Genomic DNA, 13,767 nt, shown 5'->3' with positions numbered 1-13,767 from the left:
GCTGGTCGCGCAGTTCCCCGCGCCCCTGAGGCATGCGCTCCGCGCAGCCGCCCCTGGGCGAGCGGAGCTCGCTTCAGGGGCGCGGGGAACTGCACGAGAAGCCCCACCGGCCGTCAGCCGACCGACCGCCACCCGACATGCGGGTCAGCGCTCCGAGTGCACCCCATTGGTGGCCGCGATCGACTTCCACGACCGCGGCCGCTCAGGCACCCCGGCCGTGCGGAGCGCAGTGGCAGGCCGCGTCGGCTGGTACAGCCACGTGTCGAACAACGACGCCAGCGGCTTGCCGGAGACGCGCTCGGCGTACGACACGAAGTCGGAGACGGTGGCGTTGCCGTAGGCGTGCGCCTGCGGCCAGCCCTTCAGGATCTTGAAGAACTTCTTGTCGCCGACCGCGTCGCGCAGCGCCTGGATGGCCATGGCCCCCCGGTCGTAGACGGCCGCGGCGAACTGGTTCTCGGCGCCGGGATCCCCCGGCTTCACCGTCCAGAACGCGTCGTCCGCCGGGTGCTGCGCGTACGCGTAGTCGGCGAGCTCCCGGGCCGTGCCCTCGCCCTCCTTCTCGGACCACAGCCACTGGCTGTAGCGGGCGAAGCCCTCGTTGATCCAGATGTCCTTCCAGCCGCGTACGGAGACGCTGTCGCCGTACCACTGGTGCGCCAGCTCGTGCACGACGACGGAGACGTTGGAGCCGTTCGCGAACTGCTTGGGGGAGTAGAACGGCCGTGTCTGCGTCTCCAGGGCGAACGACGACGGCACGTTCGGGACGTAGCCGCCCAGCGCCTCGAAGGGGTACTTCCCGTAGACCGACTCCAGCCACTCGGCGACCTCGGTGGTGCGCTCCACGCTGGCCTTCGCCGCGCCCTCGTTGGCGCCGAGGTCCTTGCTGTAGGCGTTGACGACGGGCAGACCGTCCGCGGTCGTGTCGGTCGTGATGTCGAACTTGCCGATGGCGAGCGTGGCCAGATAGGTGGCCTGCGGGTGGGCCGAGCGCCAGTTGAAGCGGGTCCAGCCCAGCTTCGAACTCTGCGACTGCAGCGTGCCGTTGGAGATCGCCTGGGTGCCGTCGGGCACGGCCACCGAGACGTCGTACGTCGCCTTGTCGAGCGGGTGGTCGTTCGACGGGAACCACCAGGCCGCCGACTCCGCCTCGTTGGCGAAGACGGCACCGTCCGGGGTGCGCTGCGGGGACGTGAAGCCCCACAGCTTCACCTCGGACGGCTTGCCCGCGTACTTCACCACGACCGTGAAGGGCGTGCCCTTCGGCAGCCCCGCCGCGGGCGTCACCTCCAGTTCCTGCTCGCCCGACTTGGCGAACGCCGCCTTCTTCCCGTTGACCCGGACCTCGCTCGCGGTGAGCCCGAAGTCGAGGTCGAAGCGGGACAGGTCCTGCGTCGAGGAGGCGAGGATCGTCGCCGTGCCCTCCAGCAGGTCCGTCTTCGGCTGGTACTTCAGACGCAGGTCGTAGTGGGAGACGTCGTAGCCGCCGTTCCCGTACGTCGGGTAGTAGGGATCGCCGATGCCCGAGGCCCCGGGAGCGAAGTCGGCCGCCGATGCCGGGATCGCCAGCAGCAGGGCGGCCGTGAGCGCGCCGGGAGCGATGAGTCTGCGGTACACGGAAAACTCCAAGTCGTAGGAACAGACCGGGGACCGACCCCACACGACCGGAGGGAACCGGCCCCGTGTGATCGTGTCCGCGACCCTATTCAGCACCCGGCACACCGGTCATGTCCATGGCCCCTCCTGTCACACGATCGCCATTCGGCCGACATGTGTCTTTACGTCCCACACGCCTGTCGGGACATGCTGATGCCCTCTGTCGCACGGGAGTTGACCCGTGTACCTTCCGCCCATGCCGATACCTGCCGGACGCACCCGCCGCCTGTGGACCCTGCTCGTGGGCGCGGCCGCCGCGGCCCTGCTCGCCGTGCTCGTCGCCCCGGCCGGGGCCGTCGCCCGCGCGGCCGCGCCGACCGGGTCGCAGCCCGTCTACTCGTACGAGAACGCCGTCCGCGAGTCCGTCTGGGTCGACACCCGGCTCGACGGCGACGGGGACGGCAGGACCGACCGCGTCGCCGTCGACATCGTCCGTCCCCGGGAGGCGGCCGCGCAGGGCCGCAAAGTACCCGTGATCATGGACGCGAGCCCGTACTACTCCTGCTGCGGGCGCGGCAACGAGAGCCAGCTGAAGACGTACGACGCGCACGGCGACATCGTGCAGATGCCGCTCTACTACGACAACTACTTCGTGCCCCGCGGCTACGCCGTCGTCGGCGTCGACCTCGCCGGCACCAACCGCTCGGACGGCTGCGTCGACGTCGGAGGCCGCTCCGACGTCCAGTCCGCCAAGGCCGTCGTCGACTGGCTGAACGGGCGCGCCAAGGGCTACACCACGCGGTCGGGCAGCGAAAGCGCGAAAGCGACCTGGACCAACGGCCGCACCGGCATGATCGGCAAGAGCTACGACGCCACCGTCGCCAACGGCGTCGCCGCGACCGGCGTCGAGGGCCTGGAGACCATCGTCCCCATCGGCGGCATCTCCTCCTGGTACGACTACTACTTCCAGCAGGGTGCCCCGCTCTACGACTCCGGCCCCGACTGGCTGTCCGACTACGTGGAGAGCCCGGACGCCCGCGCCCGCTGCGCCGCCGTCCAGCAGCGGCTCGTCGACGAGGCGCCGCGCAGCGGCGACTGGACCTCCCTGTGGCAGGAGCGGGACTACGTCAAGGACGCCGCCAAGGTGCGGGCCAGCGTCTTCGTCGTGCACGGCATGCAGGACCTCAACGTCCGCACCAAGCACTTCGGTCAGTGGTGGGACGCGCTCGCGAAGCACGGCGTCGAGCGCAAGATCTGGCTGTCGCAGACCGGGCACGTCGACCCGTTCGACTTCCGTCGCGCCGACTGGGTCGACACCCTGCACCGCTGGTTCGACCACGAACTCCTCGGCCTGCGCAACGGCATCGACCGCGCACCCATGGCCGACATCGAGCGCACCCCCGACCACTGGACCACCGACACCGTGTGGCCGCCGCGCACCACGCGGACCACCGCCCTGCGGCCCGCCCGGGGCTCCGCTCCCGGCGTCGGCACCCTGGGCCTGAAGCCCGGATCCGGCACGGAGCGGTTCACCGACGACCCGTCCCTGGGCGAGACCGACTGGGCCGAGCGGATCGACACCTCGACCCCCGGCAAGGCCGGCTTCATCAGCCGCCCGCTCGGCAAGGACCTGCGGCTCTCCGGCTCCTCGACGGTGACGGTCACCGCGACCCCGACCACGGCCACCGCCCATCTGTCCGCCGTCCTGGTCGACCTCGGCCCCGCCACCGTCCGCGACTACGGCGGAGCGGGCGAAGGCATCACGACGCTCACCGACCGCAGCTGCTGGGGGCCGAGCACGACCGGCGACAGCTCCTGCTTCAGGAACACCCGGGCCGTCACCGCCGACGTCGGCTCGACCGTCTTCAGCCGGGGATGGGCCGACCTGGGCACCTCCGCCGACCCCGGCCGGGGCCGCCCGCTCACTCCGGGCAAGGCCTACACCCTGACCGTCTCCCTGGCCGCCAGTGACCACGTCGTCCCCGCCGGGCACCGGCTCGCCCTGATCGTCGCGGGTACCGACAAGGACCTCATCGACCCCCCGTCCACCCGGCCGACCCTCACCCTCGACCTGTCCCGCACCGCGGCCCGCGTCCCCGTCGTCGGCGGCGCCCGCGCCTTCGCGGCCGCCACCGCCACGGCCGCCACGCCCCGCCCGTCCACGGCCGACGGCGTGCGCCCGACGCGCCCGCACCGCCCCGTCCCGGAAGGCGAGTGACCGATGACGGCACGCGGCCGCGGACTCACCGTCGCCCTCGCCACCGCGGCCCTCGCCGTGCCCCTGGTGACGGTGGTCCCGGCGCGCGCCACCGCCACACTCCCCAGCACCGGCTTCGAGTGGACGAACGGCGCCCGCTGGACCGGTCAGTCCGAGGAGCGGCGACTGCTCGCCGCGGTGGACCGGGCGTCCGACCGCGTCACCGTCACCCGCATCGGCACCACCGCGCAGGGCCGTCCGCTCCAACTGGTCCGTGTCGGCGCCCGGCACGCCGCCACCACCGTGCTGCTCGTCTGCGGCCAGCACGGCGACGAACCCGCCGGGCGCGAGGCCTGCCTCACCACCGTCCGCGACCTCGCCCGGGCCACGGACCGGGCGACGACAGGTTTCCTGGCCCGCACGACCCTGCTCGTCGTGCCCACCGCCAACCCCGACGGACGCGCCGCCGGCACCCGCGGCAACTCCGACGGCGTCGACATCAACCGTGACCACCTCGCCCTGAGGACGGCGGAGGCACGCGCCCTGGCGGCCGTCATCCGCGACCGGCGGCCCGACGTCGTCTACGACCTGCACGAGTACCGCGCCACCGCGGAGAACTACGACAAGGACCTTCTCGACCTCTGGCCACGCACCCTCAACACCGCGACCGCCGTGCACGACGAGGCCGAAACCCTGTCCGAGCGCTACGTCCGCCCCGCCGCCGAAGGAGCCGGGTACTCCACGGGCACGTACGGCATCCGGACCGACCCCGTCACCGGCGACCCGGTCGAACAGACCGCGGGCGACGGCCAGGAACGCATCCTGCGCAACATGTCCGGCGTCAAACACGCCCTCGGCCTGCTCGTCGAGAGCCGCGTCGACCCCGCCACCCCGGCGGAAGCGGCCGACGAGGCACTGAACAACCGGCGCCGCCGCGACTCCCAACTCGCCGCCCTGAAAGGTCTCTTCGCCTTCACCGAACAGCACGCCGACCGGATCGACGCCGTCACGGCGGCCGCGCGCGCCGCGGGCCTGAACGACACCGGGCCCGTCCACGTCGGCGGTGCCGACAACGACCCGGCGCAGCCCGCCGAGATCATCAAGCACCCGCCCTGCGGCTACCGCCTCACCGCCCGTCAATACGCCGAGTACAAGGACGAGTTGGCGCTGCACGGGATCCGCGTGCGGGTGTCGGCGGACGGGGCCTACGTTCCGCTGCGGCAGTCCGAGCGGGCGCTGGTGGTGCTCCTCCTCGACGCCCGCGCGCCCTACCACCTGACCGAAGGAGACCCCGACACCAGCTGTTGAACGGGTCGTGGGCGTGTTCCGTGTGGTAGGCCCTGAAGGGTGACAAACCCTCAGCAACCACCCACCGGCGCGCCCGGCCCCGACGCGGACGCGTCGGGCGGCCGGAGCCCCGCCACCGACCGGATCGTGTTCGGCGTGACGGCCGGGCTGACCCTGGCCTTCGTGGTCTGGGGCTCGGTCGCCACCGACAGCCTCGAAAGCGTCTCCACGCGCGCCCTGAACGGCCTGATCCACAACGGCGGTTGGGCGTTCATGCTCGCCGCCTCCGCCTTCGTCGTCTTCGCGCTCTGGCTCGCCGTCAGCCGCTACGGGAAGATCACCCTCGGCAAGGAGGGCGAAGAGCCCGAGTTCCGCACGGTCTCCTGGGTGGCCATGATGTTCAGTGCGGGCATGGGGATCGGCCTCATGTTCTACGGGGTGAGCGAACCCCTCGCGCACTTCACGACGCCGCCCCCGGGCACCGACCCGGCGGACGACGCCGAGGCCATGGAGACCGCCATGGCGACCACCCTCTTCCACTGGACGCTGCACCCCTGGGCGATCTACGCGGTGGTCGGTCTCGCCATCGCCTACTCCACCTTCCGCAGGCGCCGCCGCCAGACCATCTCCTCCGTCTTCGTGCCGCTCATCGGTGAGCGGCGCGCCCACGGCGCCTGGGGCCGGGTCATCGACATCATCGCGATCTTCGCGACGCTGTTCGGCTCGGCGGCCTCCCTCGGGCTCGGCGCGCTCCAGATCGGCTCCGGCTTCGAGGTGCTGAACTGGATGGACACGGCGAGCACGACCCTCCTCGTGCTGATCATCGCGGTCCTGACGGTCGCGTTCGTCGCGTCCGCCGTCTCGGGTGTCGAGAAGGGCATCCAGTGGCTGTCGAACACCAACATGGTGCTCGCGCTGATCCTCGCGGTCTTCGTCTTCGTCGCGGGCCCCACCATCATCGTCCTGGACCTGCTCCCCACCTCGCTCGGCGCCTACTTCGGCGAACTGCCCCAACTCGTCGGCCGCACCGAGGCGTCCAGCGGCAAGGGAGTCGCCGACTGGCTCGGCAGCTGGACGGTCTTCTACTGGGCGTGGTGGATCTCCTGGACGCCCTTCGTCGGCATGTTCATCGCGCGGATCAGCCGCGGCCGCACCATCCGCCAGTTCGTCGGCGGCGTGATCCTGGTCCCGTCCACGGTCAGCCTGATCTGGTTCGCGATCTTCGGCGGTACGGCGATGAAGCTGAAGGAGCACGGCCGGCTGGGCAGCGCCGACACCCCGGAGGCCCAGCTCTTCGGCGTCCTGCACGAGTTCCCCGTCGCCACGGCGTCCAGCATCCTGGTGATGATCCTCGTGGGCATCTTCTTCGTGTCGGGCGCGGACGCCGCCTCGATCGTCATGGGCACGCTGTCCCAGAAGGGCGCCCTCGAACCCGGCCGGTTCGTCGTCGTCTTCTGGGGCGTGGTGACCGGCGCGGTGGCGGCCGTGATGCTGCTCATCGGCGACGGCTCCGACAACGCGCTCACCGGGCTGCAGAACCTCACGATCCTCGTCGCGGCCCCCTTCACCCTGGTCATGATCGGCATGTGCGTCGCCCTGATGCGTGATCTGCGCCGGGATCCGCTCATCGTGCGCGGCGACATGGGCATCGAGGCCGTCGAGGCTGCGGTCGTCGCCGGACACGAGAAGTACGGCGGCGACTTCGAGATCCGGATCGGCCCCGGCGACGGCCCGGAGACCGCCGGCGACCCCATCGGGGAGCACGGAAACCAGTAGGGCGGCGGGTGCACGCGTGGTCTACTCCGGGTCATGCCCCTGCTGCTTCTGGACCTCGACAACACACTGGTCGACCGGGACGCCGCGTTCCGCTCCGCGATGGCGGAGTTCCTGGCCGGACACGGCCTGCCCGCCGAGGATCTGGCCTGGATCATGGCGGTGGACGACGACGGCTACGCGGCGCGCCCGGCCGTCGCCTCGGCCCTGTCCCACCGCTACGGGACCCAGGTGCCACCCGACGCCGTCCGGGACGTCCTCGACCGGGGCGCGGCGGACCGCGTCACCCTCGCCGCCCCGGTCCGCACCGCGCTCGTCGAGGCGGCCGGGGCCGGCTGGACCCCGGTCGTCGTCACCAACGGCCGCACGGCCCAGCAGACCCGGAAGATCCGCCGCACCGGTCTCGACGCCCTCGTCGACGGCTGGGCGATCTCCGAGGCCGTAGGTCACGCGAAACCGTCCCCCGAGATCTTCCGCGCGGCGGCCGCGGGCCGCCCCCTGCGGCAGGCCTGGATGGTGGGGGACGCGGCCCGCACCGACATCGCGGGCGCCCGCGCCCTCGGGCTGCGGTCGGTGTGGCTGGCGCGCGGCCGCACCTGGCAGGAGCGGGAGTACGCGCCCACGCACATCGCAGGGGATGTCGTGGCGGCGCTGGAGCATGTGATCGGGCAGGAGCGCTGAGGCGCGTCCCCCTCGGTCAGCCTGCCTCGACCAGCTCCGCCGCCTCCTCCGCGCACCCCCACGCGACGGTCACCCCGGCCCCGCCGTGCCCGTAGTTGTGCACCAACAGCCGTCCCGTGCCGTCGACTTCACGCTCGATGCGCACGGCCGGGCGTGCCGGACGCAGTCCCACCCGGTGCTCGACCACCCGTGCGCCGGCGATCTCCGGGCGCACCCCCGCGCAGCGCCGCACGATCCCCTCCGCCACCGCCGGGTCCGGGGCGAGGGACCAGTCGTCCTCCTGCGCGGTGCCACCGAGGAGCAGCCTCCCGTCCGGCTGCGGGAAGAAGTACGTCGTGGCGTCCGACGCCTCGTCGGCGGAGGTGAACCAGGTACGGACGCCGGGGTTCTCCACGACCACCAGCTGTCCGCGCACCGGCCGCAGCGACGCGTCGGGCACCAGCTCCCGTGCCCCGAGCCCCGTGCAGTTCACGACCGCGTCGGCCACCGTCGCCGCCTCGTCGAGCGAGCGCACCTCGCGCCGCTCCACCTCCACCCCCGCTGATGCCAACTCGCCCCGCAGCCACGCCAGATGGACCGGCATGTCGATCAGCGGGAGCCGTGCCGCAAGCCCCTCGCCGGTCTCCCGCAGCCCCGCCACCTCGCCGGCCCACGCCCCGAGGCCGGCAAGCCGGACACCCTCGTGTACGCCCTCGACCATCCGTACGCCGGTCTCGTCCGGGCGCCCCGCCCATTCCTCGTAGCGCCGCAGCGACCGCAGCGACCACGGGCCGACCCGCTCGACCGGGTCGATCCGGTACGGCCACCACAGCGCGCCCGCAACAGCCGAGGTGGTGCGTTCGGCGGGGTCCCGCGACCACACCCGCACCCGCCGCCCGGCACGCGCCAGCACCAGTGCGGTGGACATCCCTATGACCCCGCCGCCCACCACGATCACGCCACCGTTCACATCACTGTTCACGCCGGGACGGTAGCGGAATGTGTCATGCCGTGCTCAACACCCCTGCGGGGTGGGGATACTCACACCATGTCTGCCGAGTACGCGACCTTCGGCCTGGCCCCGGCGATGCGCGCCGGGGGAGTCCTGGCCAACGGTGACTACCAGGTCCACCGGGACTTCCTGGACTTCATCGTGGACGGCCGCCCGCTGCTGTTCCAGCTCTCCGACCTCGACGCGGTCTCTCCGCTGGCCGCCGACATCCCGCCCGCCATCTTCACCGACCACGTCAGAAGCCTCCTCCTGGAGGCCGGCGCACCGCTCGCCGACGGGCGCTACGTCATCTACGGCTGCCCCGAGTGCGAGGGACTGGAGTGCGGCGCCGTCACCGCCGTCATCGAGCGGGCCGACGACGATCAGGACGACTATGTGTGGCGCGACTTCGCCTGGCAGACCGCCGAACAGGTCGACCTGGAGCTCAACGGCTACCACGGCATAGGCCCGTTCCGCTTCCGGGGCGAGGAGTACCGCACCGCGCTCGGCCGGCTGCTCGACGGCCCCGCGGACCCCGCCACCACCCGGCGGCGGGTCCTGCTCATCGGCGCCCGCGTCGCCGTCCTCGCCAGGCTGGCCGCCGCCCTGCGCACCATCGGCATCGGCGCGGACATCACCCAGGACGCGACCAGCGTGCCCCCGGAGGAACTGCGCGGCTACGGAGCCGTCGCCTTCGGCCGCGCCGTCGACGAGACCCAACGGGCCGCGGTCCGCGCCGAGTTCGACCGGGCCGGGGCCGACATCGCCTACGTCGACGGGCTCGCCCCGATCGTCCCGCTGCTCGTCGCGCAGATCGAGAGCGCCCTCGACCGCAGCCCCGCCGACCGGCGCCGGCTCACCCGCCTCGCCGCCGCCGACGGCGAGGCGGGCCTCGACGTCACCTCCACCTGCCGCGTCCAGCTCACCGCCTACCGCCTCGACCGCCTGTACCGCACCCACGTCCATGACGTCTTCGACGCGGTCCTCGACCCCGGCCGGCACCGGATCCCCCTCGACCGGAAGGCCACCAAGGGGGAGTCCTTCCTCGTGGCCCGCACCACCGGGAGCGTCCTGGTGGCGCCGATGGCGCACTGACCGGCCCCGCCGAGCGGCTGATCCCCGTACGACAACCGACGGGCGGGGCCGATTAGGATCAACGCCCTGATGACTGCCACCCTCGTAGCCAAGAACCTCGCCGCGGGCCACGGCGACCGCTCCCTCTTCGCCGGTCTCGACCTCGTCGTCGCGCCCGGCGACGTGATCGGCCTCGTCGGCGCCAACGGAGCGGGGAAGTCCACCCTGCTCCGCCTGCTCGCCGGGCTCGCCACCCCGGAGGAGGGCGAGCTGCTGCTCTCCCCGCCTACCGCGACGGTCGGCCATCTGCCGCAGGAGCCGGAGCGCCGCCCCGGCGAGACGATCCGCGAGTTCCTCGCCCGCCGCACCGGCGTCGCCGAGGCCCAGCGGATCATGGACGACGCCACCCAGGGGCTGGTCGACGGCGCTCCCGGCGCCGACGACGCCTACGCGGTGAGCCTGGAGCGCTGGCTGGGCCTGGGCGGTGCCGACCTCGACGAGCGCGCCGAGGAGGTCGCCGCCCAGCTCGGCCTGCACGTCGGCCTCGACCAGACGATGACCTCGCTCTCCGGCGGCCAGGCCGCCCGGGCGGGCCTCGCCTCGCTCCTGCTGTCCCGCTACGACGTCTTCCTCCTGGACGAGCCGACCAACGACCTCGACCTGGACGGCCTGGAGCGCCTGGAAGGGTTCGTACGGGGATTGCGCGCGGGCACCGTCGTCGTCAGCCACGACCGGGAGTTCCTCACCCGCACGGTCACCAAGGTCCTCGAGCTGGACCTCGCCCAGCAGCAGATCAACCTCTACGGCGGCGGCTACGACGCCTACCTGGAGGAGCGCGACGTCGCCCGCCGGCACGCGCGCGAGGAGTACGACGAGTACGCCGACAAGAGGGCGGCGCTCGAAGGCCGCGCCCAGATGCAGCGCTCCTGGATGGACAAGGGAGTCAAGAACGCCCGGCGCAAGGCGACCGACAACGACAAGATCGGCCGCAAGTTCCGCAGCGAGTCGAGCGAGAAGCAGGCCGCCAAGGCCCGCCAGACGCAGCGCATGATCGAGCGCCTCGACGTCGTCGACGAACCCCGCAAGGAGTGGGAGCTGCGCATGGAGATCGCGGCCGCGCCGCGCTCCGGCGCGGTGGTCGCCTCTCTGAGGGACGCCCGACTGCGGCGCGGGGACTTCGAGTTCGGCCCGGTCACGCTCCAGATCGACTGGGCGGACCGCGTCGCGATCACCGGCGCCAACGGCTCCGGCAAGTCCACGCTGCTCGCCGCCCTCCTCGGCCGGATCCCGCTCGACGGGGGTCACGCGGCGCTCGGCCAGGGCGTCGTGGTCGGCGAGGTCGACCAGGCCCGCGCGCTGTTCCACGGCCCGGAGACCCTGCTCGACGCGTTCGGCGCGGCCGTCCCCGACACCGAACCGGCCGAGGTGCGCACACTGCTCGCCAAGTTCGGCCTCAAGGCGGACCATGTGCTGCGCCCGGCGGAGACCCTCTCCCCGGGCGAACGCACCCGGGCGGCGCTCGCCCTGCTCCAGGGCAGGGGCGTCAACCTCCTGGTCCTGGACGAGCCGACGAACCACCTCGACCTGCCGGCGATCGAGCAGCTCGAATCGGCCCTGGAGTCCTACCAGGGCACCCTGCTCCTGGTCACCCACGACAGGCGGATGCTCAACGCCATCACCACGACGAGGAGTTTCGTGGTCGACGCAGGGAGGGTGAGCGCCCTTTAGGGGCGCGGGGAACTGCGCGCTCAGCCACGACGAGCCCGCAGTTCCCCACCCTCACCGGCCAGGACGGCGCTACGCCAGCCCGGCCTTCTTCAGCGCATCGGCCATGGCGGAATTGGACGGCGCGGGCGCAGGCCGCCCCTTGCCGCCGCCACCGGAACCACCCCGCCCACCCTGACGGGACTTCTGCTGCGGCGGCTTGCGGTCACCGCCGCGCCCCCCGCGCTCCGGGCCGGCAGGCTTCTCGTCGTCGAGCCGCAGCGTCAACGAGATCCGCTTGCGCGGCACATCGACGTCCTGGACCTTCACCTTCACGATGTCACCGGGCTTCACGACGTCGCGCGGGTCCTTCACGAACGTCCGCGACAGGGCGGACACGTGCGCGAGACCGTCCTGGTGCACCCCGATGTCGATGAACGCCCCGAACGCGGCGACGTTCGTGACGACGCCCTCCAGGATCATCCCCGGCTCCAGGTCGGAGATCTTCTCCACGCCCTCCTTGAAGGTGGCCGTCTTGAAGGCGGGCCGCGGGTCGCGCCCGGGCTTCTCCAGCTCCTTCAGGATGTCCGTCACGGTCGGCAGCCCGAACGTGTCGTCCACGTAGTCGGCCGGCCTGAGCGAGCGCAGCGTCCCGGTGTCACCGATCAGCGAACCGACCTCGCCGCCCGTCGACTTCGCCATCCGCCGCACCACGGGGTACGCCTCCGGGTGCACGGACGACGCGTCCAGCGGGTCGTCGCCGCCCCGGATGCGCAGGAAGCCCGCGCACTGCTCGTACGCCTTCGGGCCGAGCCGGGCGACGCCCTTGAGGCCCTTGCGGTTGCCGAACGGGCCGTTGGCATCGCGGTGCGCCACGATGTTCTCCGCGAGTCCGGCGCCGATGCCGGACACGCGCGCGAGGAGCGGTGCGGAGGCGGTGTTCACGTCCACCCCCACCCCGTTCACACAGTCCTCGACCACCGCGTCCAGCGAACGCGACAGCTTCACCTCGCTCAGGTCGTGCTGGTACTGGCCGACGCCGATCGACTTCGGGTCGATCTTCACCAGTTCGGCGAGCGGGTCCTGAAGACGGCGGGCGATCGACACGGCGCCGCGCAGCGACACGTCCATGTCGGGCAGCTCCTGGGAGGCGAACGCGGACGCCGAGTACACCGAGGCGCCCGCCTCGCTCACCATCACCTTGGTGAGGTTCAGCTCCGGGTGCCTGGTGATGAGGTCACCGGCGAGCTTGTCCGTCTCGCGCGACGCCGTGCCGTTGCCGATCGCGATCAGGTCGACCGCGTGCTCCTTCGAGAGCTTGGCCAGCTTGGCGATCGCCTCGTCCCAGCGGTTGGCCGGGACGTGCGGGTGGATGACGTCGGTCGCCACGACCTTGCCCGTCGCGTCGACGACGGCGACCTTCACGCCCGTACGGAAGCCGGGGTCGAGGCCCAGCGTCGCGCGGGTGCCCGCGGGGGCCGCGAGCAGCAGGTCCCGCAGGTTCGCCGCGAACACCTTGACCGCCTCGTCCTCGGCGGCCGTGCGCAGCCGCATCCGCAGGTCGATGCCGAGGTGGACGAGGATGCGGGTGCGCCAGGCCCAACGGACCGTGTCCTGAAGCCACTTGTCGGCCGGACGCCCCTGGTTCCTGATCCCGAACCGGTCGGCGACGATCGGCTCGTACGAGCTCGGGCCACCGTCCTCGACCGGCTCCTCGGGCTCCAGGACGAGCTCCAGCACGTCCTCCTTCTCACCGCGCAGCATCGCCAGGACGCGGTGCGAGGGCAGCTCCTTGAAGCCCTCCGCGAAGTCGAAGTAGTCGGCGAACTTGGCGCCCGCCTCCTCCTTGCCGGACTTCACCTTCGCCGCGAGCCGGCCGCGCCCCCACATGCGCTCACGCAGCTCACCGATCAGGTCGGCGTCCTCCGAGAAGCGCTCCGCGAGGATCGCGCGTGCGCCGTCGAGCGCGGCCTGCGGCTCGGCGACGCCCTTGTCGGCGTCCACGAACGCCGCCGCCGCGGCGTGCGGGTCCACCGACGGGTCGCCGAGCAGGCCGTCGGCCAGCGGCTCCAGGCCCGCCTCGCGCGCGATCTGCGCCTTCGTACGCCGCTTCGGCTTGAAGGGCAGATAGATGTCCTCCAGGCGCGCCTTGGTGTCGGCGGCGAGGATCTGCGCCTCCAGCTCCCCGGTCAGCTTGCCCTGCTCGCGCACCGAGTCGAGAACGGCGGTGCGCCGCTCCTCCAGCTCGCGCAGATACCGCAGCCGCTCCTCCAGGGTGCGCAGCTGGGCATCGTCCAGCGACTCCGTCGCCTCCTTGCGGTAACGAGCGATGAAGGGCACCGTCGAACCGCCGTCAAGGAGGTCGACGGCAGCCTTCACCTGCCGCTCCCGTACGCCGATTTCCTCGGCAATCCTGCCTTCGATGGACCCAAGAGTGGGTGTCGCCACGATCCCGTACCGCCTAAGTCGAATGAGGTTGCGCGGC

At 72.1% G+C, this 13,767-nt stretch carries 9 protein-coding genes; 6 read left to right on the top strand and 3 right to left on the bottom strand.

Translation table 11 applies throughout. The features are described from left to right. Positions 1–144 precede the first annotated feature (144 nt). Positions 145–1,617 (bottom strand): M1 family metallopeptidase, encoded by a 1,473-nt coding sequence (locus tag ABT127_RS11430; protein ID WP_351447199.1) that lies wholly within the window; start codon positions 1,615–1,617, stop codon positions 145–147. A gap of 235 nt (positions 1,618–1,852) precedes the next feature. Here ABT127_RS11430 and ABT127_RS11425 point away from each other — a divergent pair, with 235 nt between their 5' ends. The 4 genes from ABT127_RS11425 to ABT127_RS11410 all read left to right on the top strand — a co-directional run bounded on the left by ABT127_RS11425 (position 1,853) and on the right by ABT127_RS11410 (position 7,534). Continuing rightward, positions 1,853–3,814, top strand: coding sequence for a Xaa-Pro dipeptidyl-peptidase (locus tag ABT127_RS11425; RefSeq protein WP_351447197.1), 1,962 nt, complete (start codon positions 1,853–1,855; stop codon positions 3,812–3,814). 3 nt (positions 3,815–3,817) lie between these two features. Continuing rightward, positions 3,818–5,101, top strand: a complete 1,284-nt coding sequence (locus tag ABT127_RS11420) for a M14 family metallopeptidase (protein ID WP_351447194.1) — start codon at positions 3,818–3,820, stop codon at positions 5,099–5,101. 126 nt (positions 5,102–5,227) lie between these two features. Next, entirely contained in the window at positions 5,228–6,856 is a 1,629-nt protein-coding gene (locus ABT127_RS11415; protein ID WP_351447264.1) for a BCCT family transporter, read from the top strand. A 33-nt stretch (positions 6,857–6,889) separates the two neighbouring features. Further along, complete coding sequence (locus ABT127_RS11410; RefSeq protein WP_351447192.1) at positions 6,890–7,534, top strand: HAD family hydrolase; 645 nt, start codon at positions 6,890–6,892, stop codon at positions 7,532–7,534. A gap of 16 nt (positions 7,535–7,550) precedes the next feature. On the opposite strand, the gene ABT127_RS11405 is transcribed toward ABT127_RS11410, so the two are convergent. Then, positions 7,551–8,441, bottom strand: coding sequence for an FAD-dependent oxidoreductase (locus tag ABT127_RS11405; protein ID WP_351447262.1), 891 nt, complete (start codon positions 8,439–8,441; stop codon positions 7,551–7,553). 120 nt (positions 8,442–8,561) lie between these two features. Between ABT127_RS11405 and ABT127_RS11400 the strand changes: the two genes are divergently transcribed. Together ABT127_RS11400 and ABT127_RS11395 are read left to right on the top strand one after the other, a co-directional pair. Next, positions 8,562–9,599 (top strand): oxidoreductase, encoded by a 1,038-nt coding sequence (locus ABT127_RS11400; protein WP_351447190.1) that lies wholly within the window; start codon positions 8,562–8,564, stop codon positions 9,597–9,599. A gap of 69 nt (positions 9,600–9,668) precedes the next feature. Continuing rightward, positions 9,669–11,306, top strand: coding sequence for an ABC-F family ATP-binding cassette domain-containing protein (locus tag ABT127_RS11395; RefSeq protein ID WP_351447188.1), 1,638 nt, complete (start codon positions 9,669–9,671; stop codon positions 11,304–11,306). A 69-nt stretch (positions 11,307–11,375) separates the two neighbouring features. Here ABT127_RS11395 and ABT127_RS11390 read toward each other — a convergent pair whose 3' ends face one another. Then, complete coding sequence (locus tag ABT127_RS11390; protein WP_351447185.1) at positions 11,376–13,730, bottom strand: Tex family protein; 2,355 nt, start codon at positions 13,728–13,730, stop codon at positions 11,376–11,378. Positions 13,731–13,767 lie beyond the last annotated feature (37 nt).

Origin of the sequence: Streptomyces sp. NPDC001904 (assembly GCF_040297005.1) — a bacterium.
Lineage (GTDB): Bacteria > Actinomycetota > Actinomycetes > Streptomycetales > Streptomycetaceae > Streptomyces.
Note: the sequence above shows the minus strand (reverse complement) of the source record. Positions and strands in the feature narration are given on the sequence as shown.

Bases quoted from the DNA above. Each gene is read 5' to 3' on its own strand.
- ABT127_RS11400 (WP_351447190.1), top strand. From the start codon at position 8,562: ATGTCTGCCGAGTACGCGACCTTCGGCCTGGCCCCGGCGATGCGCGCC.
- ABT127_RS11420 (WP_351447194.1), top strand. From the start codon at position 3,818: ATGACGGCACGCGGCCGCGGACTCACCGTCGCCCTCGCCACCGCGGCC.
- ABT127_RS11395 (WP_351447188.1), top strand. From the start codon at position 9,669: ATGACTGCCACCCTCGTAGCCAAGAACCTCGCCGCGGGCCACGGCGAC.
- ABT127_RS11425 (WP_351447197.1), top strand. From the start codon at position 1,853: ATGCCGATACCTGCCGGACGCACCCGCCGCCTGTGGACCCTGCTCGTG.
- ABT127_RS11410 (WP_351447192.1), top strand. From the start codon at position 6,890: ATGCCCCTGCTGCTTCTGGACCTCGACAACACACTGGTCGACCGGGAC.
- ABT127_RS11405 (WP_351447262.1), bottom strand. From the start codon at position 8,441: ATGTCCACCGCACTGGTGCTGGCGCGTGCCGGGCGGCGGGTGCGGGTG.